A 26,614-nucleotide genomic window follows, 5' to 3' on the forward strand; every position below is an offset into this window, starting at 1 on the left:
CCGACTGGCCCCGCTTCAAGGCGCTGCTCAGGCTCGGCCTGCCTATCGCCGGCATTTTGGCATTCGAAGTGACGATCTTCAACGCCGCTGCGCTGTTGATGGGGCTGATCGACGCCGCATCGCTGGCTGCGCACGCCATCGCCATACAGATCGCCTCGATCAGCTTCATGGTGCCGCTGGGGCTGAACCAGGCGGTGACCGTGCGCGTAGGCCGCGCCTATGGCGCGGGCAATCCGGACGGGATCAGCCGCGCCGGCTGGACCGCCTATGTGCTCGGCGTCGGCTTTATGGCGTTGATGGCGATGGTGATGATCCTATGGCCGCATCTCCTGATCAGCGCCTTCATCGACCTTCAAGCGCCGGAAAACGCTGCGGTTATAGGGCTCGCTGTGTCGTTCCTGGCGTTTGCGGCGCTGTTCCAGATAGTTGACGGCGCGCAGGCGGTAGCGTCGGGCATGCTGCGCGGGCTGCACGACACGAAAGTGCCGATGGTGTTCGCGGCGATAGGCTATTGGGGCGTGGGCCTGCCGCTCGGCGTGCTGCTCGCGTTCCAGTTCGGGCTTGCCGGCAACGGCATCTGGATCGGGCTTTCGGCGGGACTGGCGGTAGTCGCCGTGCTGCTGCTGGCGCGCTGGCTGCGGCGGGAAGAGCTGGGGCTGACGGTCTGGCGGTAGGTCTGCTAGGCCTGCGCTGCCCCTCATCCGCCTGCCGGCATGTTCTCCTCGTATCCTTCGACAAGCTCAGGACCGGAGAAGGGGGAGGTAGTTAAACCCTGAGATCCCTCAAATAAGTGTTGGCGACCATCGAGGCAGCGTAGGCAGCGGGATCGAGGTCGGCGAAAAGCAGCGCCTCGCCGGTTTCGGGCGCTTCAGCGAGCATAGTGCCGTCGGGCGCGGCGACGCCGGACAGGCCGGCATAGGAAAACAGCGCATCATTGCCGCAATGGTTGACGTAGGCGACGAAGACCTGGTTTTCGAAGGCGCGCACCGGGACCAGCTTGCGCGCGATAAATTCCGCGTGGTCGCTGGCCGGCAGCGCAGTCGGCACGATCATCACTTGTGCGCCTGCCTGCGCCAGCCGGCGCACGTTTTCAGGAAACTCGACATCGTAGCAGATCAGCATTCCGAGCTTGATGCCACGATGCTCGACGATGCAGGCGGCGGGCTTTTCGGGCGAAAACAGCGCCCGTTCGTAGGGGCCATAGAGATGCGATTTGCGATAGACGATGCTGCGCTGACCGTCGGCGTAGATTGCGCTGTTCCACACGGTTTCACCGTCGCGCTCGGCGAAGCCTGCGACCAAAGCCACGCCGGTCTCGCGCGACAGGGCGGCGAGCCTCTCGGCAAGATCGCCGTCAGCGGGCTCGGCAAGTTCTGAAATCATGTCGCCAGCGCCGTAGCCGGTGACCGCCAGTTCCGGCGCGACCAGAAGGTCCGCGCCGTTTTCGGCAGCTTCCCGCGCAGCCGTCTCGATGCGGAAAATGTTGGCTGTCCGGTCGCCCGGTACGGCATGCATCTGGAGCGCGGCGAGCCTCATCAGCTCTCGTCCGACGACATTGCGCCCAAGAGTCGCCTGATATCGCCGAACCAGGCGATCAGGCCGAAGACCAGCGCCGCTATGGCGACGAAGAAGACCGACACCGAGGCCATGGTCGGCGTATAGCCGTAGCGCAGCGCGTTGAATATCTTGATAGGCAGCGTTTCCATGACGAAGCCGATGGTCATGTAGGCGACTATGTATTCGTTGAGCGACAGAACGAAGGCGAAGGCATAGCCCGAAACCAGATAGGGCAGGATAAGCGGCAGCACCACCGTCTTCAGCACCGTGCGGTCGTCGGCGCCCATGGTCGAGGCGGCCTCGACCAGCGATCGGTCGATCGACGCGAAACCAAGCGACAACGTCACCAGCGGCAGGGTAACGAAGAAGATCGCGTGGCTGATCGCCGCCGTCCAGGGCTGGCCGTAAAGGCCGATCGTCGCCCAGAAGGTCAGGAAGCCGAGCGCCGTGATGACCGGCGGCAAAATGAAGGGCGCGACGCCGAGCAACTGGAAGATGTTGGCCCAGGGGGCGATGCGCCGCCACAGGAACCAGGCCAGCGGCAAGGCAATGGCGACGGCAAGTGCAGCCGATGTGAGCGCCAGCACCACCGACGCGATCAGCGCGCGCCGCCATTCCGGATCCAGGAATATTTGCGCGTACCAGGAGAGCGAGAAGCCGATCGGCGGGAAGGCGAGATCCTGCTTCTCGTTTACCGAGACGCCTGCGACGACAATCAAGGGCGCGCCGAGGAACAGCGCCACGGCGGCGAAATAGAGCCGGCGAAGGAATGTCTCGCTCATAGCGCATTCTCCCTGCGTCCGACGAGCAGCGTCAGGCCGACCAGCGCCAGCGAGATCAGCACGAGGAAGACCGCCATCGCCGCCGCGAACGGCATGTTGGACTGGTAGATCGCCTGATCGGTGATCAGCACGGACAGCGTCCAGTGCTGCGGCCGGCCGAGGATCTGCGGCAGCAGGTAGGACCCCAGCGCGAAGACGAAGACCATGATCAGCGTCGCAACGATCGTGTTTCGCAAGGCCGGAGTGACAACGTTGAAGAAGGCGTGGATGGGCGATGCGCCGAGTGTGCGCGCGGCTTCCAGCAGCGTCGGGTCGAGCCGCACCAGAGCGGGGTAGAGCACCAGGATCGTATAGGGCAGCGCCTGATAGACCATGCCGGTGAGCACTGCCCCGAACCCCGGCAGCAGCGCGACCGGCTCCTGCATCACGCCCAGCCAGACGAACAGATTGGTGATGCCTGCGGTGCGTGAGAATAGCGTCGACCAGGCAAAGCCGATGATGACCTCCGACAACGACAGCACCGACAGCAGGCAGACCAGCCAGACTGTCTGCACGGCCCGCGGGCGCCGGGTGAGCAGATAGGTAAAGGGGAAGGCGATGGCGACGCAGCAGATTGCGACTATCACCGAGAGCATCAGTGAGAAGCCAAGCACCCTGCCGAAGAAGGCCGACAGGAAGCGCGCGTAATTGTCGACGACGAAATCGGGCGTGTAGAAGCCGGCCGGATCGCGCTTGAAGAAGGAAACGGCGATCATCGTCGAGAACGGCACGACGAAGAAGACGACCAGCATGACCGCCGGGAAGAACAGCGGCGTGTAGTCGGCTATGGATTTGGGGGTTTCGCGTCTCATGGGCGAGACCTCTCCATAAATGCGCCCCCTCCACCGCCTTCGGCGGTCCCCCTCCCCCGTAAACGGGTGAGGATCCGCGTGGGTGACGGCCGAGACGTTGGGTCCTCCCCTGCGGAGCGGGGGAGGGGGACCGCCGAAGGCGGTGGAGGGGGCACCTGCATAGGCTGAGCGATGATGTACATCGTCACGACTTCACCACCACGCAGGCTTCGGGCGGCAGGGTGATTCCGACACGGTCGCCGGCGGCGACATCGACGCGCTCGCGCGGCGTGGCGACCGCGACGACGGTCTGCCCGCCTGCCTCGATAAAGGTTTCGATGGTGCCGCCGAGATCGCGCACGAAGGTGACGGTGCCGGGGATCGCGCCGGGGCCGGGCTTGCCGAGCCGCACGTCTTCCGGCCGGATCGAGATCGACGCCTTGGCCGTGCCGGCGGGCAGCGCGAGATCGGGGATGACCTGGCCCAGCACCGAGGCGCGGCCCGCATTATCGGCGGTAACATCCAGGAGATTGGTCGAGCCGATGAAGTCGGCGACGAAGGCGTCGGCCGGCTTGCGGTAGATTTCCATCGGCGAGGCTGCCTGGCGGATGCGGCCCTCGCCCATGACAACAACAACATCGGCCATCGTCATGGCCTCGCGCTGGTCGTGCGTGACGACGAAGGTGGTAATGCCGAGCCGCTGCTGCAGTTGGCGCAGCTCGACCTGCATGGATTCGCGCAATTTCGCGTCGAGGGCCGACATCGGCTCGTCGAGCAGGAAGAGTTTCGGCGAAAGCGCTAACGCCCGGGCGATGGCGACTCGCTGGCGCTGGCCGCCGGAGAGTTTTGCGACCGGACGGTCCGCGAAGCCGGGGAGGTGAACGAGCGTCAGGAGTTCTTCGGCGCGCCTCTTCTGCTCGTCTTTCGAGGCGCCGCGGATGCGCAGCGCGTAGGAAATGTTGTCGCCGACCGAAAGATGTGGAAACAGCGCCAGCGACTGGAAAACCATGCCGAGATTTCGCTTGTGCGTCGGCACCGGCGTGATGTCTTCGCCGTCGAGGATGATGGCGCCTTCGGTCGGCTCCTCAAGCCCGGCGATCATGCGCAGGAGCGTGGTCTTGCCGCAGCCGGACGGGCCGAGCAGACACACGAACTTGCCGTGCGGCACCGACAGGTTGACGCTATCCACGGCTTTGAAGTCGCCGAATTGTTTGGTGATGTCTTGCAGTGCCAGTCCGGACATGATGACCCCGATTGCCAGATGCTAAGTCCGCCTAAAATCAGACGGCGGTCAGTAGGCGAAATGGACGCCTTGCGCTCTCGGTTGCCCCTCATCCGCCTGCCGGCACCTCCTCGCCGTCAAGGACGGGGAGAAGGGCAAGCGGCTACGCTGACGACCTCCTCTCCCCGTTCTTCACGGGGAGAGGGTAAGGGTGAGGGGCACTTTGCGAGGCTTGCAACTCTAGCGAATCCTTAGCCGCTACGCCGCAACGATCAGCTCGGTCCACTTCTGGTTTATCCAGTCGGACTTGGTCGTGTAGAGGTCGTAGCGCGGCAGGATCGGCGGGATTTCGGACGACACCGCCGCGAATTCCTCCGCCGTCAGATCGAGCACGTCCTTCTTCAGGGTCGGCGCGGTGCCGACCTTGCGCGACATCAGCCCCTGGATCGCCGGCTGGCTCATATAGTCGATGAATACATGGGCCTCGTCGACCTTTTCGGAAGCGCGCGACAAGACCCAGTTACCCGAATCCTGTATTCCGCCTTCCTTCGGGAAGGTGGAGCGCACCGGCTGGCCGTCGGCGGCGGCAAGGCCGGTGACGTCGTGGTAATACTGGCCCATCGGGATCTCGCCGGACTTCAGCGCCTGCTCGAACTGCGCCTCGTCGCGGTACCAGAGGCGGACATTCGGCTTCAGCTCGGCGAGCTTTTCCATCGCCTTGAGGATGCCTTCCTCGGTGTCGAGCGCGTTGGTTCCGCCCATGAAGGTCGTGGAGGTCACTTCGAGCAGGAACGAGTTGGAGGCGAGCGCAAGAAGGCCCAGCTTGTCTGCGTTGGCGGGATCCCACATGTCGGCCCACGACGTCGGCGGCTCCTTGTAGACGTCGGTGTTGGTGACCAGCGTGATGTACCACGCCACCGCACCGACGCCGGCTATGCGGCCATCCGGATACTTGCTGGAGAAGTGCGGAAGCAGGCTGTCAAAACTCTTGATCCTGGCCGGGTCGATCGGCGTCCAAAGTTCGGTCCCAAGGCCCTTCAGCGTCGAGGTCTGCGACATCATCGAAACGTCTGCCGGAGCCTGGCCGGCCTTGGCGGCCTGTTCGAGCTGCACCAGCCACGCCTCGCCGGTCGGCTCCGCGATGGATTCGACGGCGATGCCGGTCGCCTTGGTGAACTCCGGAAAGATGTTCTCGTCGAAAGACTTCTTGAAGTAGCCGCCATAGACGCCGATCTTCAGCGACTTGTCCTGCGCGTGCAGGATCGACGGCATTGCCAGCATGCCGGCGCCGGCCAGCCCGGCGCCAAGCACCGTGCGGCGGCTCACCTGGCCATTCAGAATTCGTTTCATCGCTGTTCTCCTCTGTTTGCCGGCTTTGCGGCTGTTCCCTTGTTTCTGGTTCATTAAATCACCGGGGCGCTTGCGCCTCAATGACGGGTAACGCGATACCGGCGTGTCAGGCGCGGTCTTCCCGCCGGTTTTGTTTCTGCTTTATGTCAGGCTTCCTTGCCTGTGATCGCCGGGCTGAACACCATCAGGCTGAGAATCTCGAACAGCACCTGTGCGCCTGCGTGGGCTGTGTTGGTGGTGGAATCATATTGCGGCGCGACTTCCACGACATCGCCGCCGACAAGGTTGACGCCCTTGAAACCGCGGATGATCTCCAGCACCTCGCGCGTGGTCAGTCCGCCGACTTCCGGCGTGCCAGTGCCGGGCGCGAAGGCCGGGTCGAGACTGTCAATGTCGAAGGACAGATAGGTCGGGCCGTCGCCGACGATCTGTTTTGCGCGCTCGATGACGGCCGGGATGCCCATTCCGGACACTTCCTCGGCGTGGATGACGGTCATCCCGGATTCGTAAGTGAATTCCCAAAGGTATTCGGCCGAGCCGCGAATGCCGATCTGGATCGTGCGCGTCGGGTCGAGCACGCCGTCGAGCACGGCGTTGCGGAACGGCCCGCCATGATGGAATTTGGTCAGATCGTAGGCGCCGCCGGTGTCGCAATGGGCATCGATGTGGATCATGCCGACCGGCCGCTTCTTGCCGACCGCCTTGAGGATCGGGTGGCTGATCGAATGGTCGCCGCCGACCGACAGCGGAATGACGCCGGCATCGACGATCTGGTTGAAGCGGCGTTCGATGTCGTCATGGGATAGCTCAAGCCGATAGCGGCTCTGGAACCGGACGTCGCCGATATCGGCGACGCGCAGGTCCTGCACCGGGGCGCAATCGAGCACATGATTGTAGGGCCCGATGCGCTCGATCGTGCGCAGCGCGCGCGGACCGAAACGCGCGCCGGGACGATTGGTGACGCCGAGATCCATAGGAACGCCGACCATGGCTACCTGCAGGTCGCCGAACTCCGGATTGTCATGATCCACCGGCATGTATGGCGCGGTCAGGAAGGTCGGGATGCCCGAATAAGGCGCAAGCCGCGTGCCGCTTTCGGTGAAGATCTTGTCGGCGACGCGCCGGAACTGCGGGTTGAACAGTTCGCCGCCATGGCTCTCGCCATATTTCTGGCGAAGCGCGTCGAGCTTTCCGCGATCGTATCCCATTACGGTCTCCTCTTCGTGCGGACGCCCGACAACCCGCGCCGGCCATCGCTGGCCGCATCGTTCTGTCCCCGGGCATGCCCTCCAAGTCTCTTCTTATTTTTATGCTGTCCCGAATTGATGCGGCAGCGGCGTTGGAAAATCAATTGATATTGTTGTAGCGTCTGGTGTGAGGTTTTCTCACAGTTGGACCAATATGGATGCCTGCCAAACGCCTGCCGCCACTTAACCCGCTACGCGCCTTCGAGGCGACAGCCAGGCATGGGTCGCTGACCAAGGCGGCAGGCGAACTCAATGTCACGCATGGCGCGATCAGCCACCAGATCCGCGCGCTGGAGCAATCGCTCAATGTGAAACTGTTCGATCGCGCCGGACAGAAGCTGAAATTGTCGCCGCACGGCGCCGAGCTTTTGCCGGCTGTGTCGAGCGCGTTCGACGGCATCGCCGCCGCCACCCAGCGCATGACGCGGCCATGCAGTTCCGGCGCGCTGTCGGTAAGCTGCGTGCCGGCGCTGCTGTCGCTGTGGCTGATACCCAGGCTCGGCAGCTTCACCGCGCAATATCCCGACATCAGGCTGAAGCTCATCGGCTCCAACGACGCTGCCGATATCCGCTCGCCCGACATCGATGTCTGCCTGCATTACGGCGACGGAAGCTGGACCGATTGCTGGCTGAAGAAGTGGTCGGATCTGGAGCTGTTTCCGGTCGTCAGTCCCACGCTGATCAACAACCGGCCGATCCGCACCATCCGCGACCTTGCAGACCATGTCATGCTGCATGCCGATGACGGGCGCGAATGGCACACCTGGCTCGCGGCCGCCGACGCGCTCGATCTCGCCCGCGGGCAGCGCCACCATATGAGCGACGCGCATCTGGCGATCGGGGCGGCGATCCACGGCCATGGCGTGGCGCTGGGCGATTCCGTCACCGCCAGCGGCCTGCTCGCCAAGGGCCAGTTGGTCACGCCGTTCAATCTGTCGGTGCCGGCGGTCGACGCCTTCTATGTCGTATGCCGCAACGAGGTGAAATCGGCGCCGATCGCGCAGGTGTTCATCGACTGGTTGTTTGCCGAAAGAGACCAGTCGGCCGTCGGCGCCGATGCGGCGGTGGCCGGCCAGATAACGATACGCAGGCGTCGTGCGCCGCAGAAGCAAGGCCTGGCTGCCGCGGAATAATGGGCAGTCCGGCATTTTTTGTCGGGCCAGCACAGCAATCCGTGAGGCGCGGCGGCATTTTCGATGCTATACGCCCTGTCTTGCAATCGGGAGGCGCAAAATGGTGACACGGACGGATATAGCGCGGCGCGTCTACAACCACGCCTGGAAGCTCGATCCGATCGTGCGCAGCCTGCTCGATACGGATTTCTACAAGCTCCTGATGCTGCAGATGATCTGGGGCATGTATCCCAAGGTGGACGCCACCTTCTCGCTGATCAATCGCGCGACTTCAGTCCGGCTGGCCGAAGAGATCGACGAGCAGGAACTGCGCGCGCAACTCGACCATGCCCGCACCTTGCGCTTCACCAAGAAGGAAATGATCTGGCTGGGCGGCAACACTTTCTATGGCCGCAAGCAGATATTCGAGCCGGAGTTCCTGGCCTGGCTCGAGGATTTCCAGCTCCCCGAATACGAGCTGCACAAGCGCGACGGGCAGTTCGAGCTCGAATTCCACGGGCCGTGGATGTACACGACCATGTGGGAGATACCGGCGCTCGCCATCATCAACGAGCTGCGCTCGCGCGCGGCGATGAAGTCTTTCGGGCCGTTCGCTCTGGACGTGCTCTATGCCCGTGCGAAAGCAAAAATGTGGGCCAAGACCGAGCGGTTGAAGAAGCTGCCGGGCATCCGCATCTCGGATTTCGGCACGCGCCGGAGGCACAGTTTCCTGTGGCAACGCTGGTGCGTCGAGGCCCTGAAGGAAGGCATTGGCGAGGCCTTCACCGGCACCAGCAATGTCAAGCTCGCCATGGACACCGATCTCGAGGCTCTCGGCACCAATGCGCACGAATTGCCGATGGTGCTGGCCGCACTCGCCGATAGCGAAAAGGAGCTGCGGCAGGCGCCCTACAAGGTTCTGCAGGACTGGCAGCGCTATTATGGCGGCAATTTGCTGATCGTGCTGCCCGACGCCTTCGGCACCGCAGCCTTCCTGCGCGACGCGCCCGACTGGGTGGCCGACTGGACCGGCTTCCGTCCCGACAGTGCCCCACCGATCGAGGGCGGCGAGCGCATCATCGAGTGGTGGCGCGAGAAGGGCAAGGATCCCCGCAGCAAGCTTCTGATCTTCTCCGACGGGCTTGAGGTCGACACGATCATCGAGACCTACAAGCATTTCGAGGGCAAGGTGCGCATGTCCTTCGGCTGGGGCACCAATCTGACCAATGATTTCGAGGATTGCGCGCCACAGGAGACGGACGGGCTGAAGGCGATTTCGCTGGTCTGCAAGGTGACGGAGGCCAACGGCCGGCCGGCCGTCAAGCTGGCCGACAACCCCGCCAAGGCCACCGGCGATCCGCGCGAGATCAAGCGCTACCTGCGGATATTCGGCGAGAAGGACCGGGTGGAGCAGTTGGTGAAGGTGTGAGGGACCTTCGAGGTGCCAACGATGCAGGTGCTCCTCCGACTCGTCCTTGCGTTTGCATCGGCACTCCTCTCCGCCAACCCCGCCTTCGCCCACGCCTCCGAGCGCGGGCACGTCCTGCTCCTCCCGACAGGCTACTACGTCGTCGGCGGGGCGATGGCCGTCGCAGCGAGCTTTCTCGTGCTGGCGGTTCTGCCACCCAACCTGCTCGGGCGCGCAGCGGCGCTGCGCCTGCCGCTCGGCGGGATCGGCGATGGCGCGCGGATGTGGACCAGCCTGCTCTCGTTTGCCGTCCTCGCCGTGCTGGTCGCTGCCGGTTTTCTCGGCAGCCGCGATCCACTGTCCAACCCGCTGCCGCTGACGGTCTGGACGCTGCTCTGGGTGGGGCTGACACTGGTGCAGGGCGCATTCGGCAATCTCTGGGCGTGGATCAATCCGTGGTACGGGCCGTGGCGGCTCGCTTCCGCCGCATTCCCGAATCTGGACAGCCGCACAATGCCGGCCTGGCTCGGCTACTGGCCGGCTCTCTTCCTGTTCGCCGGCTTCGCCTGGTTCGAACTGGTCTATCCCGCGCCTGACGATCCTGCGCGGCTGGCGCTTGCGGTCGCGCTTTACTGGGCCGCGAGTTTTGTCTGCACGATTATCTTCGGCTACGAGGACTGGAGCCGTCGCGGCGAGTTCCTGTCGGTGTTCTTCCGCATGGTTTCTCGCTTTGGGGTCGTCGAAGCATCGCCGGAGATCGGTGCAGGCAAGCGCAGGCTGTCGCTGTGCTTTCCCGGATCAAAACTCTGGCGCGCAAAACCACTGCCGCCGAGCGGCATGCTTTTTCTGCTGCTGACGCTGAGTTCGGTGTCGTTCGACGGCTTTTCAAAGACCTTCACCTGGCTCGGCTTCAATGGCGTCAATCCGCTGGAGTTTCCCGGCCGCTCGGCGCTCATCGGCATCAACAGCACCGGGTTGTTGCTGATGTTTGCGGCTCTCGCCTCCGTCTATCTGCTCGCGGTGTTTGCGGGCCAAAAGCTGGCTGGCGACAGTCGGTCGTTTTGGCATGCGGCAGGCCTGGTGGTCTGGTCGATCGTGCCGATCGCGCTCGCCTACCATTTCTCGCATTACCTGACCGCACTGCTGGTGAATGGACAGTACGCGCTGGTCGCCCTGTCCGACCCGTTCAGCCTCGGCTGGAACCTGTTCGGTACGGCGCATATGAACGTTGCCGCCGGACTGACCGTAGGTTCGGGATCGGCGTGGCTTTTGTGGAATTTTCAGGCGGCGGCAATCATCGGCGGCCATGTGCTGGCGGTGCTCATCGCCCATGCGCTGGCTTTCCGCCTGCATCCGTCGCCGGCCAAGGCTGCGCTCAGCCAATTACCTTTGACCTTTTTGATGGTTCTCTACACGGTTTTCGGGCTGTGGCTGCTGTCCACTCCAACCGCCGGCTGAGCCCTGCGGCAGGTCCGTCATGACCCTGCGGCAAGCGCTCTTGCCATGCCCTGGGTTTGATGATTTAGTTTGTACACATGCAATTTTCCGCTTCGAAAATGGGCGAAGCGAGCTCGCGTTCATAACTCAAAACAAGGGGAACCGGCATGACTGACAAGAACAGGAATTCGGGCCTGATCGGCCTGAACCGCCGCAGCGCGCTCAAGGGTCTGGTGGCGTCTGCCGGCCTGATGGCCGCGCCCGGTTTCGTACGCTATTCGCAGGCGCAAAGCTCGGCTCCGATCAAGATCGGTTTCCAGGCGCACCGTACCGGCATCGGCGCCGCCTATGGCCGCTGGTACGAGAAGACGACGGCCGCCGCGCTCAAGCTCATCAACGAAGCCGGCGGCATCAACGGACGGCCGGTCGAGGTCATCACCGAGGACGACGGCACCGACCCGAAGCGAGGCGCCGAAGTGGTGGGCAAATTCGCCAGCCAGCACAAGACCGACATCGTCTTCGGCACGCTGTTTTCGCATGTCGTGATCGGCTCGGCCCCGACTGCGGGCGAGCTGAAAATGCCCTACTATGTGGTCAGCGAAGGCCATCACGTCGCCTCGACCAAGATGAATCGCTACTGCTTCCAGCCCGGCATCACCGACGTGAAGAGCCAGGTGATCTCGATGGCGCCGTGGATCGCCGCCAATGTCGGCAAGAAGATCACAATGATCTACCCGGATTTCGCCTTCGGCCACGATCACCGCGACTATTTTACGCCGGCGATCAAGGCGCAGGGAGGCGAGGTCATTGCCCAGATCCCGATCCCGCCGACCGAAAGCTCGTTCACACGCTACTTCCCACAGATTCCGGCCGAGACCGAGGTGATCTATCACGTCATGGTCGGACCGGCCGTGCTCACCTTCGTCAAGGAGCTCGGCGAATTCTACGGCACCAACCGGCCGCAGCTCTTCGGCTTCATCGACTCGCTCGAAGCGGTCGATATGGCGAGCCCCGGCCTCGAATTCCTCGAAGGCAGCCATTTCTGGGAAGGCATGCCGCGTTATCTCCAGCCGGACGCGTCGGATGCGGTGAAGGCCTATCGCAACGCCGTCGGTATCGACGAGAACGGCGCGGCGGTCGGCGACCCCAAGGATGTGTCGACGGCAGCCCATATGTTCGGCTGCTGGGAGACGCTGTACGTGGTCAAGCAGGCGATGGAAGCGGCCGGCTATCAGGGGCCGGACGACCGCGCCAAGCTCGTTGAGGCGACCGAGGCGCTGACCGAATTCAAGGAAGGGCCGGAACACCCGCAGGGCGACAAGATATTCAACGGCAAGATCCACCAGTGTTTCGGCCACCAGAACATTTCCATCGTCGAAGGCGGCAAGCTGAAGGTCGTGCATCGGACCTCGATCGAGGACGGGCTGTACGAGCCCGAGGGCGATTACACGACACAGGCTCTGTGAGTTTTCGGCGGGATGAGACTGCCGAATTCTACGATACCGCTCTGCCCTGTCGGGCAGGGTGGATGTCATAAATGCGTCTCCAACGCGGCCTGCCTGAATGTCCTTCGGTCCTCACCTCCTCCTCGCCACGCTTGAAGGCCTGGTCACCTCCGCCGTCCTGGCGCTTACGGCGCTCGGCCTGTCGCTGGTGTTCGGCGTCATGCGCGTCGTCAATGTCGCGCACGGCGAGTTCTTCATGCTGGGCGCAGTGCTTGCATGGTGGATTGCCTCGCTCGCCACCGGTCATCCGGCTATCGGGTTCCTGCTGGCGCTGGTGGTCAGTCCGCTCATCGTCGGCGCCATCGCACTGGTCGCCGAGCGGCTGGTGCTGAGAAGGCTCGACTACAATCCCGAAGCCACAATCGTCGCCACCATCGGCATGCTCTACATCATCCAGCAATTGGCTCTGACCTTCTACGGTCCCGAGGCGAGGCCGGTCGAGGCTCCGTTCAGCTATCGCATCCTGTTCCCGTGGTTCGGCTATTCCGGCTACAAGCTGTCGGTCATCGCCTTTTCCGCCATCCTGCTGCTGGCAACATGGTTCGTGCTGACCCGCACCAGGATCGGCCTGGTGATGCGCGCTACGCAATACGACCGCGAAACCGCGCAGGCTTTCGGCATTCCGGTCGGGCGTGTCTATGCCGGCGTCTTCGCGATGGGAGCGATGCTGGCGGCGATTGCCGCCGTGCTGATCGTGCCGATCCAGCAAGCGCATTATTTGATGGGGCTCGACCCGCTGCTTCTCTCCTTCATCGTGGTCATCATAGGCGGCCTGGGCTCGCTGCGCGGCACGGTCGTCGCAGCCGTGCTGATCGGACTTAGCGACGGCATCATCTCGGTGTTCTTTTCGCCGACGCTGGCCAAGATCATCGCCACCATGATCGTAGCCATGGTGCTTGTATTTCGGCCGCAAGGCCTGTTCGGCACGGCCGCCCGATGAACGTGAGAAATTCACCGAAAAAAGTTTATCTGCTGCACGCCGCAGTCATCGCCGGGCTGTTCGCGCTGAACTTCATTCTGCCCGAATATCATCACGGCGTGCTGGCGCGCGTCATGGTGCTCGCGGTATTCGCCATGGGCTACAATATCCTGTTCGGCTATTCCGGCCTGCTCAGCCTCGGTCACGCGATGTTCTTTTCAGCCGGGCTCTACGGCGCAGGACTGACCGTCTCGCATCTTGGCTGGGGCATGGCAGCGGGTTTTGCGGCAGGCATCGTTTCCGGCGCATTGCTGGCGCTGGTCATAGGCGTGCTGGCGCTGCGCACCACCGGGGTGGCCTTCATGATCGTCACCATGATGTTCGCCCAGGTGTTTTATCTGCTGACGCTTTATTTCGCCGAATGGACGCGCGGCGATGAAGGGTTTGTGCTCGCCCAGCAGGCGCGCAGGATCGACCTTGGCGACCTGCATTTCAACCTGACAGACCCGGCGACCCGCTACATGGCCGCGCTTCTCCTGTTTTCCGTGGTGCTTCTCGCGACGCTGGCGATCGTCCGCTCGGCGCATGGCCGGGTGCTTGTGGCGATCCGCGAGAACGAGGAGCGAACCCGCATGCTCGGCTACGACACCTTCGCCAACAAGCTCGCTGCGGTCGTCGTTTCGGGCGTGATCTGCGCCGCTGCGGGCGCTGCTTATGCGCTGCTCTTCGGCTACATCGGCTCGACCTTTGCCACGGTGCAATATTCCATCCTGCCGCTGCTCTGGGTGCTGCTCGGCGGCGCGGCGACCACGCTCGGTCCGATCGTCGGAACGCTGTTCATGTTCTACGTGGTCGACATCACCAGCGGCTACACTTCGGCCTATCTCCTGATCGTCGGCGTCGCGCTGATCCTGCTGGTGCTCTATTTCCCGAAGGGCATATTGGGCACCGTGCGCGAGCGGTGGATAAGGTGGCTGCCATGACGCCGCTGCTGACGACACGCGACCTCCGCAAGAATTATGGCGGCCTGCGCGCCGTCGACGGGGTCGACTTCGCCATCATGCCCGGCGAGATCCGCGCGGTGATAGGGCCCAACGGCGCCGGCAAGACGACCTTCGTCAGCCTGATCTGCGGCCGCGTGCCGCCCACTTCCGGACAGATCGTGCTCGACGGCAACGACATCACCGACCTGCCGGCACATGACCGGGTGCGGCGCGGCATCGCCTACACCTTCCAGATCACCAGCGTGTTTTCCGCCCTCTCCGCCTACGACAATGTCGCGCTGCCAGTCCAGCGAACGCTGACCGGGCGCTCCAAGGGGCGTCTGCATGCCGGCGTGATGTCGGCGCTCGAGCGCACCGGGCTCGCGGACCGCGCTGATACAACTGCCGGCGCGCTGTCCTACGGCCACCAGCGCCTGCTCGAAGTGGCGATGGGCTTGGCGCTGAAACCGCGCCTGCTCATTCTCGACGAGCCGACGCAAGGTCTGTCCGACGGCGAGATCGAGAGTTTCATGCAGCTTGCGCGGGAAATCGCACGTGACGCGACCGTGCTCCTGATCGAGCATAACATGCAGGTGGTGATGGAACTCGCCGACCGCATCACCGTCATGAACGCCGGAAAAATCCTGGCCGAAGGCACGCCTGAACAGATCCGCGCCAATGCCGAGGTGCAGCGCGCCTATCTCGGAACCGAAGCATGACCAGTGCGCTGACGATTTCCGGGCTCGACTGCTTCTACGGCGAAGTGCAGGTGCTGCACGGCTTGGATCTCGATCTCAGGAAAGGCGAGGTGCTCTGCCTGCTCGGCCGAAACGGCGCCGGCAAGACCACGACGCTGAAGGCGATCATGGGGTTGGTTCCGGCGCGCTCCGGCTCGATCGTGCTCGGCGATCGCGACCTGACGAAGCTCGCGGCACATGACGTGCCCAAGGCCGGAATCGCCTATGTGCCACAGGGGCGGCGACTGTTCGCCGAGATGACTGTCGCCGAGAACATCGAGATCGGACTGATGACGCGCAATAAGGGCTCGCAAACCCGCGAAAGCGTGCTTGCGCTTTTCCCGCTGCTGCGCGACCGGCTGCGCCAGCGTTCCGGCACTCTGTCGGGCGGCGAGCAACAGATGCTGGCAATGGCGCGGGCGCTCTGCCTGGAGCCCGAGGTGCTGCTGCTCGACGAGCCTACCGAAGGCCTGATGCCGTCGATGATCGCGAAAATCCGCGAGACGGTAGCGAAACTGCGCGAGCGCGGCGTATCGACGATCCTGGTCGAGCAGCGCGTCGACGCGGTGCTGTCGGTCGCCGACCGCGTGTCCTTCATCGAGAACGGCCGCAACCGTGAGACGGTCGGCGTGGAAACGCTCCGAGGGGACCCCGCCTTCGTTCAGCGCTATGTCGGCGTGGGCTGAAAGTTCACGAACCGTTTGGTGGATGGCGCCTGACAGGTGAGGCGGCGCCGATCGCCAGTCGTGTCGATGACACGCTGATTTCTCCTCGTCCAGGTCTCGGAATTACCAGGGCAATAAACCGCCGACAAACGGATTCGCCCGAATCCGCTATATCCCGCCTTTGATAGAAATTATTATCCTTATGTTAATTCGCAGAATAGATTCTGCGAATGTAAGTAATAGGAAATAATGGCGAATTAAATGTGGCTTAATTTTATGTGTTAACCGCCATTAAATCCAATCAACACTGCACTTCGTCGGTACTGCGGCGAAAAGGAGGAGTGCTATGGCTAAATTCGAGGTACTAACTGCAACTGCATTCAATCAAGCTTCACTCTTTGTTGACAACCTTCAAAGCGTAACCAATGTTCGCTTTGAGGGCCTCGTCGGCACCGAGGGTAGCCCGCTTATCGGCGAGTACACGGAGACCTACACCACGCTGAGCTTCGACGTGGGGGACCTCACCTACTCGTACACCGGGTCGTGGGAACTGGTAGCCAATCGTCTCGTCCTGGTCGGCACCGCCAGCGCGAGCGGCACCTACAACTCGATAACCGTCGAGTCGAACGGCCAGGAGATCGCCAGCTACAACGGTCAGAATTTCGCTGTCGATTTCGGCACGTCCGGCGAGATACCGTTGCTGGATCTAACAGGAGATCTCCTGGGGCTTCTGCTCGCCCTTGATTCCGGCGGATCGGGCGCCTATGCCAATCTCAACACGGACGTAACACCCGCTCTTCCCGATATCGCTTTCTCTGGCAACGATACGCTTACCGGCGGCATCGGCGTCGACACGCTCGAAGGCGGCACAGGAAACGATCTGATCAACGGTGGCGCCGGCAACGACGTTATGCGCGGCGGTCTCGGCAACGACGTCTATGTTGTCGCGGCGGCGGGAGACGACACGATCGAGAACGCCGGCCAAGGCACCGACACCGTTCGTTCCTATATCAATTGGACACTCGGCGACAATGTCGAGCGGCTGGAACTTAACGGCGGCAGCAATCTAAACGGCACCGGCAATGCGCTCAACAATACGCTCGTCGGCAATTCCGGCGAGAACTATCTCTTTGGCCTCGACGGCAACGATTATATTGCCGGAGGAGCCGGTTATGACCGGCTCGTGGGCGGCAACGGTGACGACTGGCTGGTTGGCGGCACAGGCAATGACTGGATGACGGGTGGTGCGGGATCTGACAAATTCCTGTTCAACACGGCGCTGGCCTCCAACGTCGATATGATCTCGGCATTCGTGAGTGGAGAGGATAAAATCCACCTGGAGAACGCGATCTTTGCGGGTTTGACCGCGACGGGTCAGCTTTCGGCCGGTGCCTTCCGCGCCGGCACGGCCGCTCTCGACGCTGACGACCGCGTCATCTACAACGCCGCCAACGGGTCGATCAGTTACGATTCCGATGGCGCCGGCGGCGGTGGCGCCATCCATTTCGCCACCGTCTCGGCGGGCCTTTCCCTGACGCCGGATGATTTCCTGGTGGTGTGAGAGGCACGACCGGGTCCAGGAAAGAAAGCCCGCGCCTCTTGCGAGGCGCGGGCGGGCTACGCACCCGCCGCCCTGTTTGCGGTGACCACCATGGCAAGTGCACGCCGGTCATGCCCTGCATCAGCGTGACCGGGCTGCTTTCGCTCTCGTCGAAGAAGATGTGCGCGATATTTCCCCGGGAAGAAGAAGGCTCAGGCCAGCCTCACCCCCGCCTCGCGCATCGTCTCCGTCATCTGCTTCAGCGAGCCGCCGAGGTCGATGGCACGGCAGGCATCGAGCCGCACGGTTGTGTGGAAGCCCTGGTGGACAGCGTCGAGTGCTGAATAGGCGACGCAATAATCCGTCGCCAGCCCGACCAGTGTCAGTTCCTCGATGCCGCGCTCGCGCAGATATCCGGCGAGTCCAGTCGGCGTGGCGTGGTCGTTTTCGAAGAAGGCCGAATAGCTGTCGATCTCCGTGCGAAAGCCCTTGCGGATGACCATCTCGGCCTTTGTCCATTCAAGCGCCGGGTGGAACGCCGCGCCATCCGAGCCCTGAATGCAGTGGTCAGGCCACAGCGTCTGGCCGCCATAAGGCATCTGCACCGTCTCGAACGGCTGTTTGCCGGGGTGTGTCGAGGCAAAGCTTGAATGTCCCGCCGGATGCCAATCCTGCGTCAGCAAAACGTGATCGAAGCGCCGGATGAGGTCGTTGACCAGCGGCACGATCTCGTGCCCGCCGGCCACCGGAAGCGCGCCGCCGGGACAGAAGTCGTTCTGGACGTCGATGACGATCAAAGCTTGTTCGTTCATTTATGATCTGCCTTACACTTGACCGCTGCCGCTTTGAGGTTCGACCGAAAGCGTCCGCGCCGTCAACCGGTTTGACCTCGAAAAGACTGCCGACAGCCCTGCCTGGCAAAACTCCGCTTTGACAATCGACGCGGCCTTGATATCATTTGCGTACGAATGAATTTTGACCGGCCCGCGCCGGGAGGCATTGCGTGATCCGTTACGCGAAACCCACCGATCTCAGCGATGCGCTTGCCCTCTTGGGCGAGGCGCAATGGCGGGTCCTGGCCGGCGGAACGGATTTTTATCCCGCGTTGGGGTCGAAGCCGCTCAGGGAAAACGTGCTCGACATAAACGGGCTCGCGGAATTGCGCGGCATTGCTGAAACCACCTCGCATTTCGTCATCGGCGCGCGCTCGACATGGACCGACATCGTCAAGGCGGACCTGCCGCCGGCATTCGACGCGTTGCGGCAGGCCGCTCGCGAGGTCGGCTCGGTGCAGATCCAGAATACCGCGACCGTTGCAGGCAACCTCTGCAACGCTTCGCCAGCGGCCGACGGCGTGCCGCCGTTGCTCATCCTCGACGCGGATGTCCAATTGCGCTCCCTCGGCGGGACGCGATATCTGCCGCTGGGCAATTTCATCCTGGGCAATCGCCGCACTGCCTTGCTGCCCCGCGAAATGGTGACCGCGATCCACGTCCCGAAAAGCTCCACCGCCGGCGCGTCGAATTTCCAGAAGCTCGGGGCGAGGCGGTACCTGGTCATCTCCATTGCCATGGCCGCGGCCCGCATCGAGGTAGAGGAAGGCATCGTACGCAACGCAGCGATTGCCGTCGGTTCATGTTCCGCGGTCGCAAGGCGGCTGGGCCATGTGGAGGCGGCACTGCGCGGATTGCCGATCGGTCCGCAGCTTGCTCGAGCAGTCGACGGAGTGCATTTTTCGGAGCTTGCCCCGATCGACGACGTGCGTGGCACCGCCGAATACCGGCGCGAGGCAGCGCGCGAGATCGTCTCGCGCGCAGTCATGACTGCCGGGGGTCATTTCGCAACCGAAACGGTGGCGGCATGAACGTTCCCTTCGATTTCGAGCTCAACGGCGCGGCAGTGTCGGTCGCCGTCTCGCCGGTTGCCCGGCTGTCCTCGGTGCTGCGCGACGAACTGCGCCTGACTGGTACGAAGGTCGGCTGTGACGCCGGCGATTGCGGCGCCTGCACCGTGCTTCTCGACGGCGAGCCCGTGTGCGGCTGCCTGGTTCCCGCCGCCTCCGTGTCGGGCCGAAAGGTCCGCACCGTCGAGGGCCTCGCCAATGGCAGCCTGTCGGCGCTGCAGGCTTCGTTTCTCGAACATGGCGCAGCCCAGTGCGGCATTTGCACGCCTGGCCTGCTGGTGGCGGCGACGGCGCTACTCGACAGAAATCCGCATCCGAACGAGAGCGAAGTCCAGGACGCGCTTGGCGGCATACTCTGCCGCTGCACCGGTTATCGTAAAATCATCACGGCGGTGATGGACGCTTCGCAGCATGCCCAACAAACGAATGCCGGCACTGCCCCTCATCCGCCTGCCGGCACCTTCTCTCCGCAAGTGGAGGAGAGAAGGGAGACTGCCGCAACGCTGACGCCCCCCTCTCCCCTTCCTGAGCTTGTTGAAGGATCACGGGGAGAGGGTAAGGGTGAGGGGCAGATACCGATTGCCCTCGCTCCAGAAAGGCGCGAGGCAGGGTTCGACCGTCGCCTCCCGCCCGCCGGCTATGCCGTCGGCGCCTCGCCCGTGCGGCTAGACGGCGTCGCAAAAGTCAGCGGCGCGGAGAAATTCGGCGGCGATAGTTTTCCGTCCGACGCGCTTTCCGTCCTGGTGGTGCGTTCCCCGCACTATCATGCGCGGTTCTCGTTCGGCGATCTCGATGCCTATGTGGCGGCAAATCCGGGCATCGTCGGCGTGTTCACCGCTGCCGATATCCCGGGAACAAACCGTTTCGGCGTCATCCCGCCTTTCGCTGACCAGCCGGCGCTTGCCGAGAGCAGCGCGCGCTTTCGCGGCGAGGCTGTGGCGCTAATCGCCGGTGAGCGTGGCGCGATCGCCGATCTCGACCTGACCAAATTCCCGGTGACCTGGACCGAGCTGCCTTATGTGCTGAAACCCGGGCAGGCGCAGGCCGAGGACGCTTTCGAGATCCATGTCGGTCGCGAAAAAAATCTGCTGACGGCGGGCTTCGTCGAGCGCGGCAACCCCGAATCCGCCCTCGCTGCGGCAACCCACATCGTCTCCGGTGCGATCGAAACCTCCTATGTAGAGCACGCCTATATCGAGCCGGAGGCCGGCTTTGCGTATATGGACGGCGACACGCTGGTGATCACTGCCTGCACGCAGGCACCCTATATGGATCGCGACGACACGGCGAAAGTGCTCGGCCTGCCGCCCGAAAAGGTCCGCATCGTGCCGACAGCCACCGGCGGCGGTTTTGGTTCCAAGCTCGACGTCTCGCTGCAGCCGTTGATCGGGCTCGTCGCGCTGAAGACCAGCCGCCCTGCGGCCCTTGCGTACACCCGCAATGAATCCATGATGTCGACGACCAAGCGCCATCCGGCGTCGATGCGGGCGACGATCGGCGCGAACGCCGATGGGACCATTGCCGGCATGATCTTTTCCGGCGATTTCAATACCGGGGCTTATGCGAGTTGGGGGCCGACGGTGGCCAACCGCGTCCCGGTCCACGCGTCGGGCCCATACGTGACGCCCAACTACCGCGCCGAAGGCCGCGCCATCCACACCAACGGTCCGATCTCCGGTGCGTTTCGCGGCTTCGGCGTGCCGCAGGCGACCATCATGCAAGAGACGCTGTATGACGAGCTTGCCGCAAGGCTCGCAATGGACCGGCTGGACTTCCGGTTGGAGAACGCGCTTCGAAACGGGTCCGAAACGGTTACCGGGCAGATGCTTGCGGCCGGCGTAGGTATTTCCGATTGTCTTGAGGCGCTGAAGCCGCATTGGGAGCGGGCGCTTGCTGACGCTGAAAGCTTCAACGCTGGCCAAAGCGACCGCAGGCGCGGCGTCGGCATCGCTTCGTGCTGGTATGGCTGCGGCAACACCTCGCTGCCAAACCCATCGACGATAAAACTCGGCATTTCTCCCGACGGCGCGGTCATCCTGCATCAGGGCGCGGTCGATATCGGACAGGGCTCCAACACGGTCATCGCCCAGATTGCGGCCGACGCGCTCGGCCTGCCTCTCGAAAAATTCCGGCTGAAAAGCGCCGATACGGCGATGACGCCCGACGCCGGCAAGACATCGGCTTCGCGCCAGACCTTTGTCTCAGGCAAGGCCGCCGAAAAGGCCGCGCTCGCTTTGCGCGAAAAGATCCTGCGCTTCGCCAATGTCTCGGATGAGGCGGCGCTGCAGTTGGACGGTTCGGTGCTGGTTATCCGCGAAGGAGCCGCGATCCGCCGGCTCGATCTCGCCGGGATGGAGGTTGATATCGGCGGTTTCATCTTCAGCGCCGAAGGAACTTACGATCCCCCGGTGACGCCGCTCGATGCCAGGGGCCAGGGCAAACCTTACGCGCAATATGGTTTTGGCGCGCAGATCGCCGAGCTGGAGGTCGACCTGAAACTCGGCACGGTCCGGCTGATAAAGGTCACGGCGGCGCACGATGTAGGCAAGGCGATCAACCCCCTGCTTGCCGAGGGCCAGATCGAAGGCGGCATCGCGCAAGGCATCGGCATGACGCTGATGGAGGAATACATTCCGGGGCGCACGGAGAACCTGCACGACTATCTGATCCCGACGATCGGCGATGTGCCGCCGATAGAAACCATCCTGATAGAAGTTCCGGATCCGGAAGGACCGTCTGGCGCCAAGGGATTGGGCGAGCACGTGCTGATTCCCACTGCGCCTGCGATCCTCAATGCGATCCGGCATGCGACCGGCGTTCTCGTGACCAAAATTCCGGCGACGCCGAGCCGCATTCGCGCTGCGATCCGCGAAGCGGAGGCCCGGGCATGAGTGAATTGTCCGAACGCTTCGAGACGACGGAGGCCGGCGCCAAGCAGGTCGGCGGGAAGATCCGCTGCGATGCCTGTCCGGTCATGTGCTACATCGCCGAGGGCCGCACCGGCGCCTGCGACCGTTACGGCAATGTCGGCGGCAGGATCGTCCGCAGCGACCCACTGACCATTCTTCACCATGCAACCGAGGCCGGCAGCGAAATCGTGCCCTTCGCCCGCGAGAAATGGGACGGCGAACTGGTCAATACCGGAAAACGCTTCGTCACGGCCATCGGCGCCGGCACCACCTATCCCGACTACAAGCCGGCACCCTTCATAGTCAGCCAGGAGGTGGAAGGCGTGGACCTCGTTACCGTGGTCACGGAAGGCATTTTCTCCTATTGCGGCGTCAAGGTGAAGATCGACACCGACCGCCATATCGGCCCGGAAACGACGACGGTGCGGGCGCAGGGCGAGGCCGTCGGCCACGTCACCACCGGAGAATATGGCTCGCAGATGCTGTCGCTCGGCGGCGTCCACCATCTCACTGGCGGCTCCAAGGCGGAGGGACGCATTACCTGCGAAACGCTGCTCGACCTGTGCAACCGCAAACCGGTGGAGCTTGCGATCGACGGCGGTGCGATTGTCGTCGTGGAAGCCGGCAAGGCCCCGATCATCGACGGCCAGATGGAGCACCGCATGCGCGTCGGCTGTGGCTCGGCCACGATCGGCATGTTCGCGACGCAGTGGCGCGGGCTGGTTGACGAGGTCGTGGTGGTGGACGACCACATCACCGGCGTGGTTTCGGAGCATCAGGCCGGCAAGGTGCTGGGCTGGGAAGACACCGGCATAAAAATCATCGGCCGCCGCTCGACGCCTGGCCGCTACTTCAAGGTTTCGGAGCCCGGCATCGGCTGGGGCGGCACGACGATTTCCGACCCGCTTAGCATATTGGGCGACTGGAACCCGAAGAAGGGCGCGCGGCCCGGACTGTCGCTGCTGATGGTTTCGACCACTGGCGAGCAGTTCGCCTATTTCGAACTCAATGAGGAGTTGAAGCCTGTCGAAAAGCCTTTCCCGGAGAGGCTGCGCAAATCAGTCGGGCTGATCGAGGAGAATTGCGAGCCGGCTCTGTGCACGGTGCTGTTCGTCGGCGGGGCGGGTGGATCGCTTAGGGCCGGCGTGGTCGAGAATCCGGTCAATCTGACCCGCTCGGTGCAAGGCCTGAAAACCTACGTTACGGTTGGCGGCGCGCCCGCCTATGTCTGGCCGGGTGGCGGCATCACCCTGATGGTGGACGTGATGCGCGTGCCGGAAAACGCCTTCGGCTATGTGCCGACGCCGGCGCTGGTCGCGCCGATCGAATTCACGTTGCGCCGCGACGATTATCTGCGCCTTGGCGGCTACGCCTCCGAAATCCGCACCGTCGAGGACATCATCGCTTCCGGCGGAGAGTATCTCAATCCACGCGCGCAGCGAGCGGCTGCCGCAGGCAATCCCTGGCCGCCGCTGCAGCAGTTGCGCCGCCGGCCTCCCGGAGGTTCGTCGTGACCGGGCCGCAGGCCAACTGGCTGGAGGACGGGCGCAGGCTTCACCTCAATCACGGCCCGATCGATCTCATCATCGAGGCTTTTGGCGACGGCGCAGAGACCCATGCGGCCTACGCGCAGGCCGTGAAGCGCTTCCAGACCGTCTTGACGGAACTTGTGCAGGAGCTGCCGGAACTGAGACGCCCAGCCGCTCTTCGTCGGCGTTCTTCGGCCGGGCCGACGGCGCGACGGATGGAGTGCGCCGTTTCGCCTCTCGCAGCGAATTTCATCACGCCGATGGCGGCGGTGGCCGGATCGGTCGCCGACGAGATCATGGACGCGATGCTGGCCGGGCGGACGCTTGAAAAGGCCTATGTCAACAATGGCGGCGACAGCGCGTTGTATCTAGCCGACGGGCGAGAGATGACGATAGCGATTGCCGGCACCGGGCACGGGTTTGCCGACCGCGTGACAATCCGGGCCGAAGCCCCGGTGCGCGGCGTCGCGACATCCGGCTGGCGCGGGCGCAGCCATTCGCTCGGCATCGCCGATGCCGTCACCGTGTTGGCGAAAGACGCCGCCGCTGCCGACGCGGCCGCAACCATCATCGCCAACGCCGTGGGTTTGCCGGGCCATCCAGCTGTCGAGCGTGCGCCTGCGTCGATCCTGTCGCCCGACAGCGATCTTGGCGAGAGACTGGTGACAGTTGGCGTGGGTGCGCTTTCCGAGGCGGAGGTTGCGACGGCGCTCGACGCAGGACTTGCCGTCGCCGAGGACTGTCGCAAGCGGGGTCTGATCCATGCGGCGGCGCTGTTTCTGGCCGGTGAGAGCCGCGTCTGCGGAGCGCTCGCTGACCTGAACTCCGATCCGCGACGATCAGCGCTTCCTTCCTCTAAGGAGCGGGGAGCCGCGCGAAACGAGGCGGTAAAAGGCTTCATCACAAGGAGCGGCGTCAACGGGAGACATCCCGAGCGTACGTTGCCAAGCCATTAAACGAGGAACTCATGCCTGAATTTCCCATCCGCAAGATCGCGGTGCTCACCGAGGAGATTTTTCACGAGGGCGGGCCGGCCTCCGGCGAGCCACGGCGGCGCGCGGCGGCAATGGCGTTGGTGAAGAATCCGTTTGCCGGGCGATATGTCGAAGAACTGCAAAGCGCCATGGACGACCTAAGGCCGCTCGGCCTGATGCTGACGGACAAGATGATCACGGCGCTCGACGGCCGCGCGGAAGAGATCGACGGCTACGGCAAGGGCGCCATCGTCGGCGTTGACGGGGAGATCGAGCATGGCGCGCTGTGGCATGTGCCGGGGGGCTACGCCATGCGCGAGCGGCTCGGAGGGGCCAAGGCGATCGTTCCTTCAGCCATGAAGGTGGGCGCTTTCGGTTCGCGGCTGGACGTACCGCTCGGTCACATCAACGCTGCCTATGTGCGCAGCCATTTCGATGCGTTCGAAGTCGGCATCAGCGACGGCCCGCGGGCAGACGAGATCCTGTTCTGCCTCGCCATGACCGTTGGTCCGCGCATCCACAGCCGCATGGGCGGGCTGGAGGCAGGCGACATCAAGGTCTGGGACGGGCAGCGATGAGCGCGGAGGAAAGCATCCTCAAGCTGGTCGACGCCGGGGAACTGGACCGCGAGGACTACCGGCTTCAGGACCAGGTCGGCTTCATCCTTCGCCGCGCCCACCAGCGCCACGTTTCGATCTTCGCCGCCCACATCGCCGATCTGACGCCGCCGCAATTCGCGGCGCTCGCCAAGCTGCGAGACGTCGGCGAGACCTCGCAGAACCAGCTAGGCCAGCTGATCGCCATGGATGCGGCGACGGTGAAGGGCGTGATCGACCGGCTCAAGGCGCGGGGTTTTGTCGAGCTGACCAGGCATGAAGTCGACAAGCGCCGGCTGCTGGTCAGCCTGACCGCGGAGGGCCGCGAGGCGGTCGAGCGGCTGATACCGCTGGCGCAGAAGATAACCGAGGAAACGCTTTCGCCCCTGTCGCCGAAAGAGGTCGCGACCTTCATGAAGCTGCTGGCCAAGATGGCGTGAGCTGGCGCTTGTCGCGCGTGCGAGATCTGTCAGCCCGGCCCGGGTTTCGAGATCGGCTCAGACGTGCTGGCCGCCATTGATGTGGATCTCGGATCCGGTGACGTAGGACGCCTGGGTCGAGCACAGGAAGAAGATGATGTCGGCGACTTCCGAGGTCGCGCCAACCCGGCGCAGCGGTATCGTCTCGACGATCTTTTCCGTGCCAGGCGACAGGATCGCCGTGTCGATCTCGCCGGGGGCGATGGCGTTGACGCGAATGCCGTGCGGGCCGAAATCTGCTGCCATTTCGCGAGTAAGCGAGCCGAGGGCCGCTTTGGAGGTGGCATAGGACGTGCCGGCGAACGGATGCACGCGGGTGCCGGCGATCGAGGTGACGTTGACGATCGAGCCGCCTGCCGCCGCCAATTCCTTGAACAGCCCCCGCGCGAGCATGATCGGCGCGAAGAAATTGACCTGGAACACGTCGCGCCAGAGATGCATCGGCGTATCGATCGAATTCATCCGGCTGCCGTCCTTGAGCTTGGGCGAAATGCCGGCATTGTTGACCAGCGCGTGCAGCTTGCCGCCATGCGCCTCGAGCCGGTGGCGGATTTCCGAAATTGCGATGCCGACATCCTCCTGATCGGCAAGATCGACCTTGATGTGGTCGTCGGGCCCTGCCGGCCAGGGGCAGTCGGCAGTGAATGCCTGCCGCGAACAGGTGATGACGCGCCAGCCCTCGCGCGAAAAGCGCTTAACCGTGGCATGGCCTATGCCGCGGCTCGCGCCGGTGAGCACAATAGTTTTTCGGGTGTCGATGGCGGCCATAGGATCAAATCTCCAGCCCGCTATGTAACCGAACGTCGGGCCGGTGGCGAGAGGACGATTCCTGCCCTCAGTTACCCAAGATGATGTCGAGGATGGAGGTCTGCCGCTTGACCGCGGGGCCGCCGACATCGGCCGGGGGCACCGGGCGTCGGATCGAGGCGG

At 63.6% G+C, this 26,614-nt stretch carries 24 protein-coding genes; 16 read left to right on the top strand and 8 right to left on the bottom strand.

Annotated elements, in window-relative coordinates; all coding sequences use genetic code 11:
* On the top strand, positions 1-674 hold a 674-nt coding region (locus MAXJ12_RS00870), incomplete at its 5' end, for an MATE family efflux transporter (protein ID WP_008833837.1).
* A 91-nt stretch (positions 675-765) separates the two neighbouring features.
* Here MAXJ12_RS00870 and MAXJ12_RS00875 read toward each other — a convergent pair.
* The 6 genes from MAXJ12_RS00875 to speB all read right to left on the bottom strand — a co-directional run bounded on the left by MAXJ12_RS00875 (position 766) and on the right by speB (position 6,949).
* Positions 766-1,536: a carbon-nitrogen hydrolase family protein gene (locus MAXJ12_RS00875; protein WP_008833838.1), complete on the bottom strand. Its 771-nt coding sequence runs from the start codon at positions 1,534-1,536 to the stop codon at positions 766-768.
* Complete coding sequence (locus MAXJ12_RS00880) at positions 1,536-2,339, bottom strand: ABC transporter permease (protein ID WP_008833839.1); 804 nt, start codon at positions 2,337-2,339, stop codon at positions 1,536-1,538. The genes MAXJ12_RS00875 and MAXJ12_RS00880 overlap by 1 nt, the downstream gene beginning before the upstream one ends.
* Positions 2,336-3,190 (bottom strand): ABC transporter permease, encoded by an 855-nt coding sequence (locus MAXJ12_RS00885; protein WP_008833840.1) that lies wholly within the window; start codon positions 3,188-3,190, stop codon positions 2,336-2,338. The genes MAXJ12_RS00880 and MAXJ12_RS00885 overlap by 4 nt, the downstream gene beginning before the upstream one ends.
* Positions 3,191-3,374: 184 nt before the next feature.
* Positions 3,375-4,412 (bottom strand): ABC transporter ATP-binding protein, encoded by a 1,038-nt coding sequence (locus tag MAXJ12_RS00890; protein WP_008833841.1) that lies wholly within the window; start codon positions 4,410-4,412, stop codon positions 3,375-3,377.
* 237 nt (positions 4,413-4,649) lie between these two features.
* Positions 4,650-5,741 (bottom strand): ABC transporter substrate-binding protein, encoded by a 1,092-nt coding sequence (locus MAXJ12_RS00895; protein WP_008833842.1) that lies wholly within the window; start codon positions 5,739-5,741, stop codon positions 4,650-4,652.
* Positions 5,742-5,887: 146 nt separating this feature from the next.
* Positions 5,888-6,949, bottom strand: coding sequence for an agmatinase (speB, locus tag MAXJ12_RS00900; RefSeq protein ID WP_008833843.1), 1,062 nt, complete (start codon positions 6,947-6,949; stop codon positions 5,888-5,890).
* A 197-nt stretch (positions 6,950-7,146) separates the two neighbouring features.
* On the opposite strand from speB, the gene gcvA reads away from it, so the two are divergent.
* From gcvA to MAXJ12_RS34235, 9 genes are all read left to right on the top strand, one after another.
* The gene (gcvA, locus tag MAXJ12_RS00905; protein WP_008833844.1) at positions 7,147-8,121 is read left to right on the top strand and encodes a transcriptional regulator GcvA; all 975 of its coding nucleotides are present in this window, start codon (positions 7,147-7,149) and stop codon (positions 8,119-8,121) included.
* Between the two features lie 103 nt (positions 8,122-8,224).
* Positions 8,225-9,529: a nicotinate phosphoribosyltransferase gene (pncB, locus tag MAXJ12_RS00910; RefSeq protein WP_008833845.1), complete on the top strand. Its 1,305-nt coding sequence runs from the start codon at positions 8,225-8,227 to the stop codon at positions 9,527-9,529.
* A 21-nt stretch (positions 9,530-9,550) separates the two neighbouring features.
* Positions 9,551-10,966: a hypothetical protein gene (locus tag MAXJ12_RS00915; protein WP_008833846.1), complete on the top strand. Its 1,416-nt coding sequence runs from the start codon at positions 9,551-9,553 to the stop codon at positions 10,964-10,966.
* Between the two features lie 146 nt (positions 10,967-11,112).
* Entirely contained in the window at positions 11,113-12,411 is a 1,299-nt protein-coding gene (locus MAXJ12_RS00920) for an ABC transporter substrate-binding protein (RefSeq protein WP_008833847.1), read from the top strand.
* Between the two features lie 97 nt (positions 12,412-12,508).
* The gene (locus MAXJ12_RS00925) at positions 12,509-13,390 is read left to right on the top strand and encodes a branched-chain amino acid ABC transporter permease (protein WP_008833848.1); all 882 of its coding nucleotides are present in this window, start codon (positions 12,509-12,511) and stop codon (positions 13,388-13,390) included.
* The gene (locus tag MAXJ12_RS00930) at positions 13,387-14,352 is read left to right on the top strand and encodes a branched-chain amino acid ABC transporter permease (protein ID WP_008833849.1); all 966 of its coding nucleotides are present in this window, start codon (positions 13,387-13,389) and stop codon (positions 14,350-14,352) included. The genes MAXJ12_RS00925 and MAXJ12_RS00930 overlap by 4 nt, the downstream gene beginning before the upstream one ends.
* Positions 14,349-15,071 (top strand): ABC transporter ATP-binding protein, encoded by a 723-nt coding sequence (locus tag MAXJ12_RS00935; RefSeq protein WP_008833850.1) that lies wholly within the window; start codon positions 14,349-14,351, stop codon positions 15,069-15,071. The genes MAXJ12_RS00930 and MAXJ12_RS00935 overlap by 4 nt, the downstream gene beginning before the upstream one ends.
* Complete coding sequence (locus MAXJ12_RS00940; RefSeq protein ID WP_008833851.1) at positions 15,068-15,775, top strand: ABC transporter ATP-binding protein; 708 nt, start codon at positions 15,068-15,070, stop codon at positions 15,773-15,775. The genes MAXJ12_RS00935 and MAXJ12_RS00940 overlap by 4 nt, the downstream gene beginning before the upstream one ends.
* A gap of 325 nt (positions 15,776-16,100) precedes the next feature.
* Positions 16,101-17,315 (top strand): calcium-binding protein, encoded by a 1,215-nt coding sequence (locus MAXJ12_RS34235; RefSeq protein ID WP_008833852.1) that lies wholly within the window; start codon positions 16,101-16,103, stop codon positions 17,313-17,315.
* Positions 17,316-17,506: 191 nt separating this feature from the next.
* Here the strand turns inward: MAXJ12_RS34235 and pncA are convergent, their stop codons facing one another.
* Positions 17,507-18,106, bottom strand: a complete 600-nt coding sequence (gene pncA, locus MAXJ12_RS00950; RefSeq protein ID WP_008833853.1) for a bifunctional nicotinamidase/pyrazinamidase — start codon at positions 18,104-18,106, stop codon at positions 17,507-17,509.
* Positions 18,107-18,297: 191 nt separating this feature from the next.
* On the opposite strand from pncA, the gene MAXJ12_RS00955 reads away from it, so the two are divergent.
* Genes MAXJ12_RS00955 through MAXJ12_RS00980 form a run of 6 tightly spaced genes read left to right on the top strand, consistent with a single transcriptional unit; the run spans position 18,298 to position 25,645 of the window.
* On the top strand, positions 18,298-19,158 hold the full coding sequence (locus MAXJ12_RS00955; RefSeq protein WP_008833854.1) for an FAD binding domain-containing protein: 861 nt from the start codon (positions 18,298-18,300) through the stop codon (positions 19,156-19,158).
* Positions 19,155-22,088, top strand: a complete 2,934-nt coding sequence (locus tag MAXJ12_RS00960; RefSeq protein WP_008833855.1) for a molybdopterin-dependent oxidoreductase — start codon at positions 19,155-19,157, stop codon at positions 22,086-22,088. The genes MAXJ12_RS00955 and MAXJ12_RS00960 overlap by 4 nt, the downstream gene beginning before the upstream one ends.
* Positions 22,085-23,620, top strand: a complete 1,536-nt coding sequence (locus tag MAXJ12_RS00965; RefSeq protein ID WP_008833856.1) for a hypothetical protein — start codon at positions 22,085-22,087, stop codon at positions 23,618-23,620. The genes MAXJ12_RS00960 and MAXJ12_RS00965 overlap by 4 nt, the downstream gene beginning before the upstream one ends.
* Positions 23,617-24,591 (top strand): UPF0280 family protein, encoded by a 975-nt coding sequence (locus MAXJ12_RS00970; protein ID WP_008833857.1) that lies wholly within the window; start codon positions 23,617-23,619, stop codon positions 24,589-24,591. Before MAXJ12_RS00965 ends, MAXJ12_RS00970 begins: the two co-directional genes overlap by 4 nt.
* An 11-nt stretch (positions 24,592-24,602) precedes the next feature.
* Positions 24,603-25,187 carry an amino acid synthesis family protein gene (locus MAXJ12_RS00975; RefSeq protein ID WP_008833858.1) on the top strand — a complete coding sequence of 195 codons (585 nt, stop codon included), beginning with the start codon at positions 24,603-24,605 and terminating at the stop codon, positions 25,185-25,187.
* Positions 25,184-25,645, top strand: coding sequence for a MarR family winged helix-turn-helix transcriptional regulator (locus MAXJ12_RS00980; protein ID WP_008833859.1), 462 nt, complete (start codon positions 25,184-25,186; stop codon positions 25,643-25,645). Before MAXJ12_RS00975 ends, MAXJ12_RS00980 begins: the two co-directional genes overlap by 4 nt.
* Before the next feature lie 57 nt (positions 25,646-25,702).
* On the opposite strand, the gene MAXJ12_RS00985 is transcribed toward MAXJ12_RS00980, so the two are convergent.
* The gene (locus MAXJ12_RS00985) at positions 25,703-26,452 is read right to left on the bottom strand and encodes an SDR family NAD(P)-dependent oxidoreductase (protein WP_008833860.1); all 750 of its coding nucleotides are present in this window, start codon (positions 26,450-26,452) and stop codon (positions 25,703-25,705) included.
* Between the last annotated feature and the right edge of the window lie 162 nt (positions 26,453-26,614).

The sequence above is a fragment of the Mesorhizobium alhagi CCNWXJ12-2 genome, from assembly GCF_000236565.1.
GTDB lineage: Bacteria > Pseudomonadota > Alphaproteobacteria > Rhizobiales > Rhizobiaceae > Allomesorhizobium > Allomesorhizobium alhagi.

Bases quoted from the DNA above. Each gene is read 5' to 3' on its own strand.
- MAXJ12_RS00885 (WP_008833840.1), bottom strand. From the start codon at position 3,190: ATGAGACGCGAAACCCCCAAATCCATAGCCGACTACACGCCGCTGTTC.
- MAXJ12_RS34235 (WP_008833852.1), top strand. From the start codon at position 16,101: ATGGCTAAATTCGAGGTACTAACTGCAACTGCATTCAATCAAGCTTCA.
- MAXJ12_RS00960 (WP_008833855.1), top strand. From the start codon at position 19,155: ATGAACGTTCCCTTCGATTTCGAGCTCAACGGCGCGGCAGTGTCGGTC.
- MAXJ12_RS00935 (WP_008833850.1), top strand. From the start codon at position 14,349: ATGACGCCGCTGCTGACGACACGCGACCTCCGCAAGAATTATGGCGGC.
- MAXJ12_RS00890 (WP_008833841.1), bottom strand. From the start codon at position 4,412: ATGTCCGGACTGGCACTGCAAGACATCACCAAACAATTCGGCGACTTC.
- MAXJ12_RS00965 (WP_008833856.1), top strand. From the start codon at position 22,085: ATGAGTGAATTGTCCGAACGCTTCGAGACGACGGAGGCCGGCGCCAAG.
- MAXJ12_RS00880 (WP_008833839.1), bottom strand. From the start codon at position 2,339: ATGAGCGAGACATTCCTTCGCCGGCTCTATTTCGCCGCCGTGGCGCTG.
- MAXJ12_RS00875 (WP_008833838.1), bottom strand. From the start codon at position 1,536: ATGAGGCTCGCCGCGCTCCAGATGCATGCCGTACCGGGCGACCGGACA.
- MAXJ12_RS00915 (WP_008833846.1), top strand. From the start codon at position 9,551: ATGCAGGTGCTCCTCCGACTCGTCCTTGCGTTTGCATCGGCACTCCTC.
- MAXJ12_RS00920 (WP_008833847.1), top strand. From the start codon at position 11,113: ATGACTGACAAGAACAGGAATTCGGGCCTGATCGGCCTGAACCGCCGC.
- pncA (WP_008833853.1), bottom strand. From the start codon at position 18,106: ATGAACGAACAAGCTTTGATCGTCATCGACGTCCAGAACGACTTCTGT.
- MAXJ12_RS00980 (WP_008833859.1), top strand. From the start codon at position 25,184: ATGAGCGCGGAGGAAAGCATCCTCAAGCTGGTCGACGCCGGGGAACTG.
- speB (WP_008833843.1), bottom strand. From the start codon at position 6,949: ATGGGATACGATCGCGGAAAGCTCGACGCGCTTCGCCAGAAATATGGC.
- MAXJ12_RS00930 (WP_008833849.1), top strand. From the start codon at position 13,387: ATGAACGTGAGAAATTCACCGAAAAAAGTTTATCTGCTGCACGCCGCA.
- MAXJ12_RS00895 (WP_008833842.1), bottom strand. From the start codon at position 5,741: ATGAAACGAATTCTGAATGGCCAGGTGAGCCGCCGCACGGTGCTTGGC.
- MAXJ12_RS00925 (WP_008833848.1), top strand. From the start codon at position 12,509: ATGTCCTTCGGTCCTCACCTCCTCCTCGCCACGCTTGAAGGCCTGGTC.
- gcvA (WP_008833844.1), top strand. From the start codon at position 7,147: ATGCCTGCCAAACGCCTGCCGCCACTTAACCCGCTACGCGCCTTCGAG.
- MAXJ12_RS00975 (WP_008833858.1), top strand. From the start codon at position 24,603: ATGCCTGAATTTCCCATCCGCAAGATCGCGGTGCTCACCGAGGAGATT.
- MAXJ12_RS00940 (WP_008833851.1), top strand. From the start codon at position 15,068: ATGACCAGTGCGCTGACGATTTCCGGGCTCGACTGCTTCTACGGCGAA.
- MAXJ12_RS00985 (WP_008833860.1), bottom strand. From the start codon at position 26,452: ATGGCCGCCATCGACACCCGAAAAACTATTGTGCTCACCGGCGCGAGC.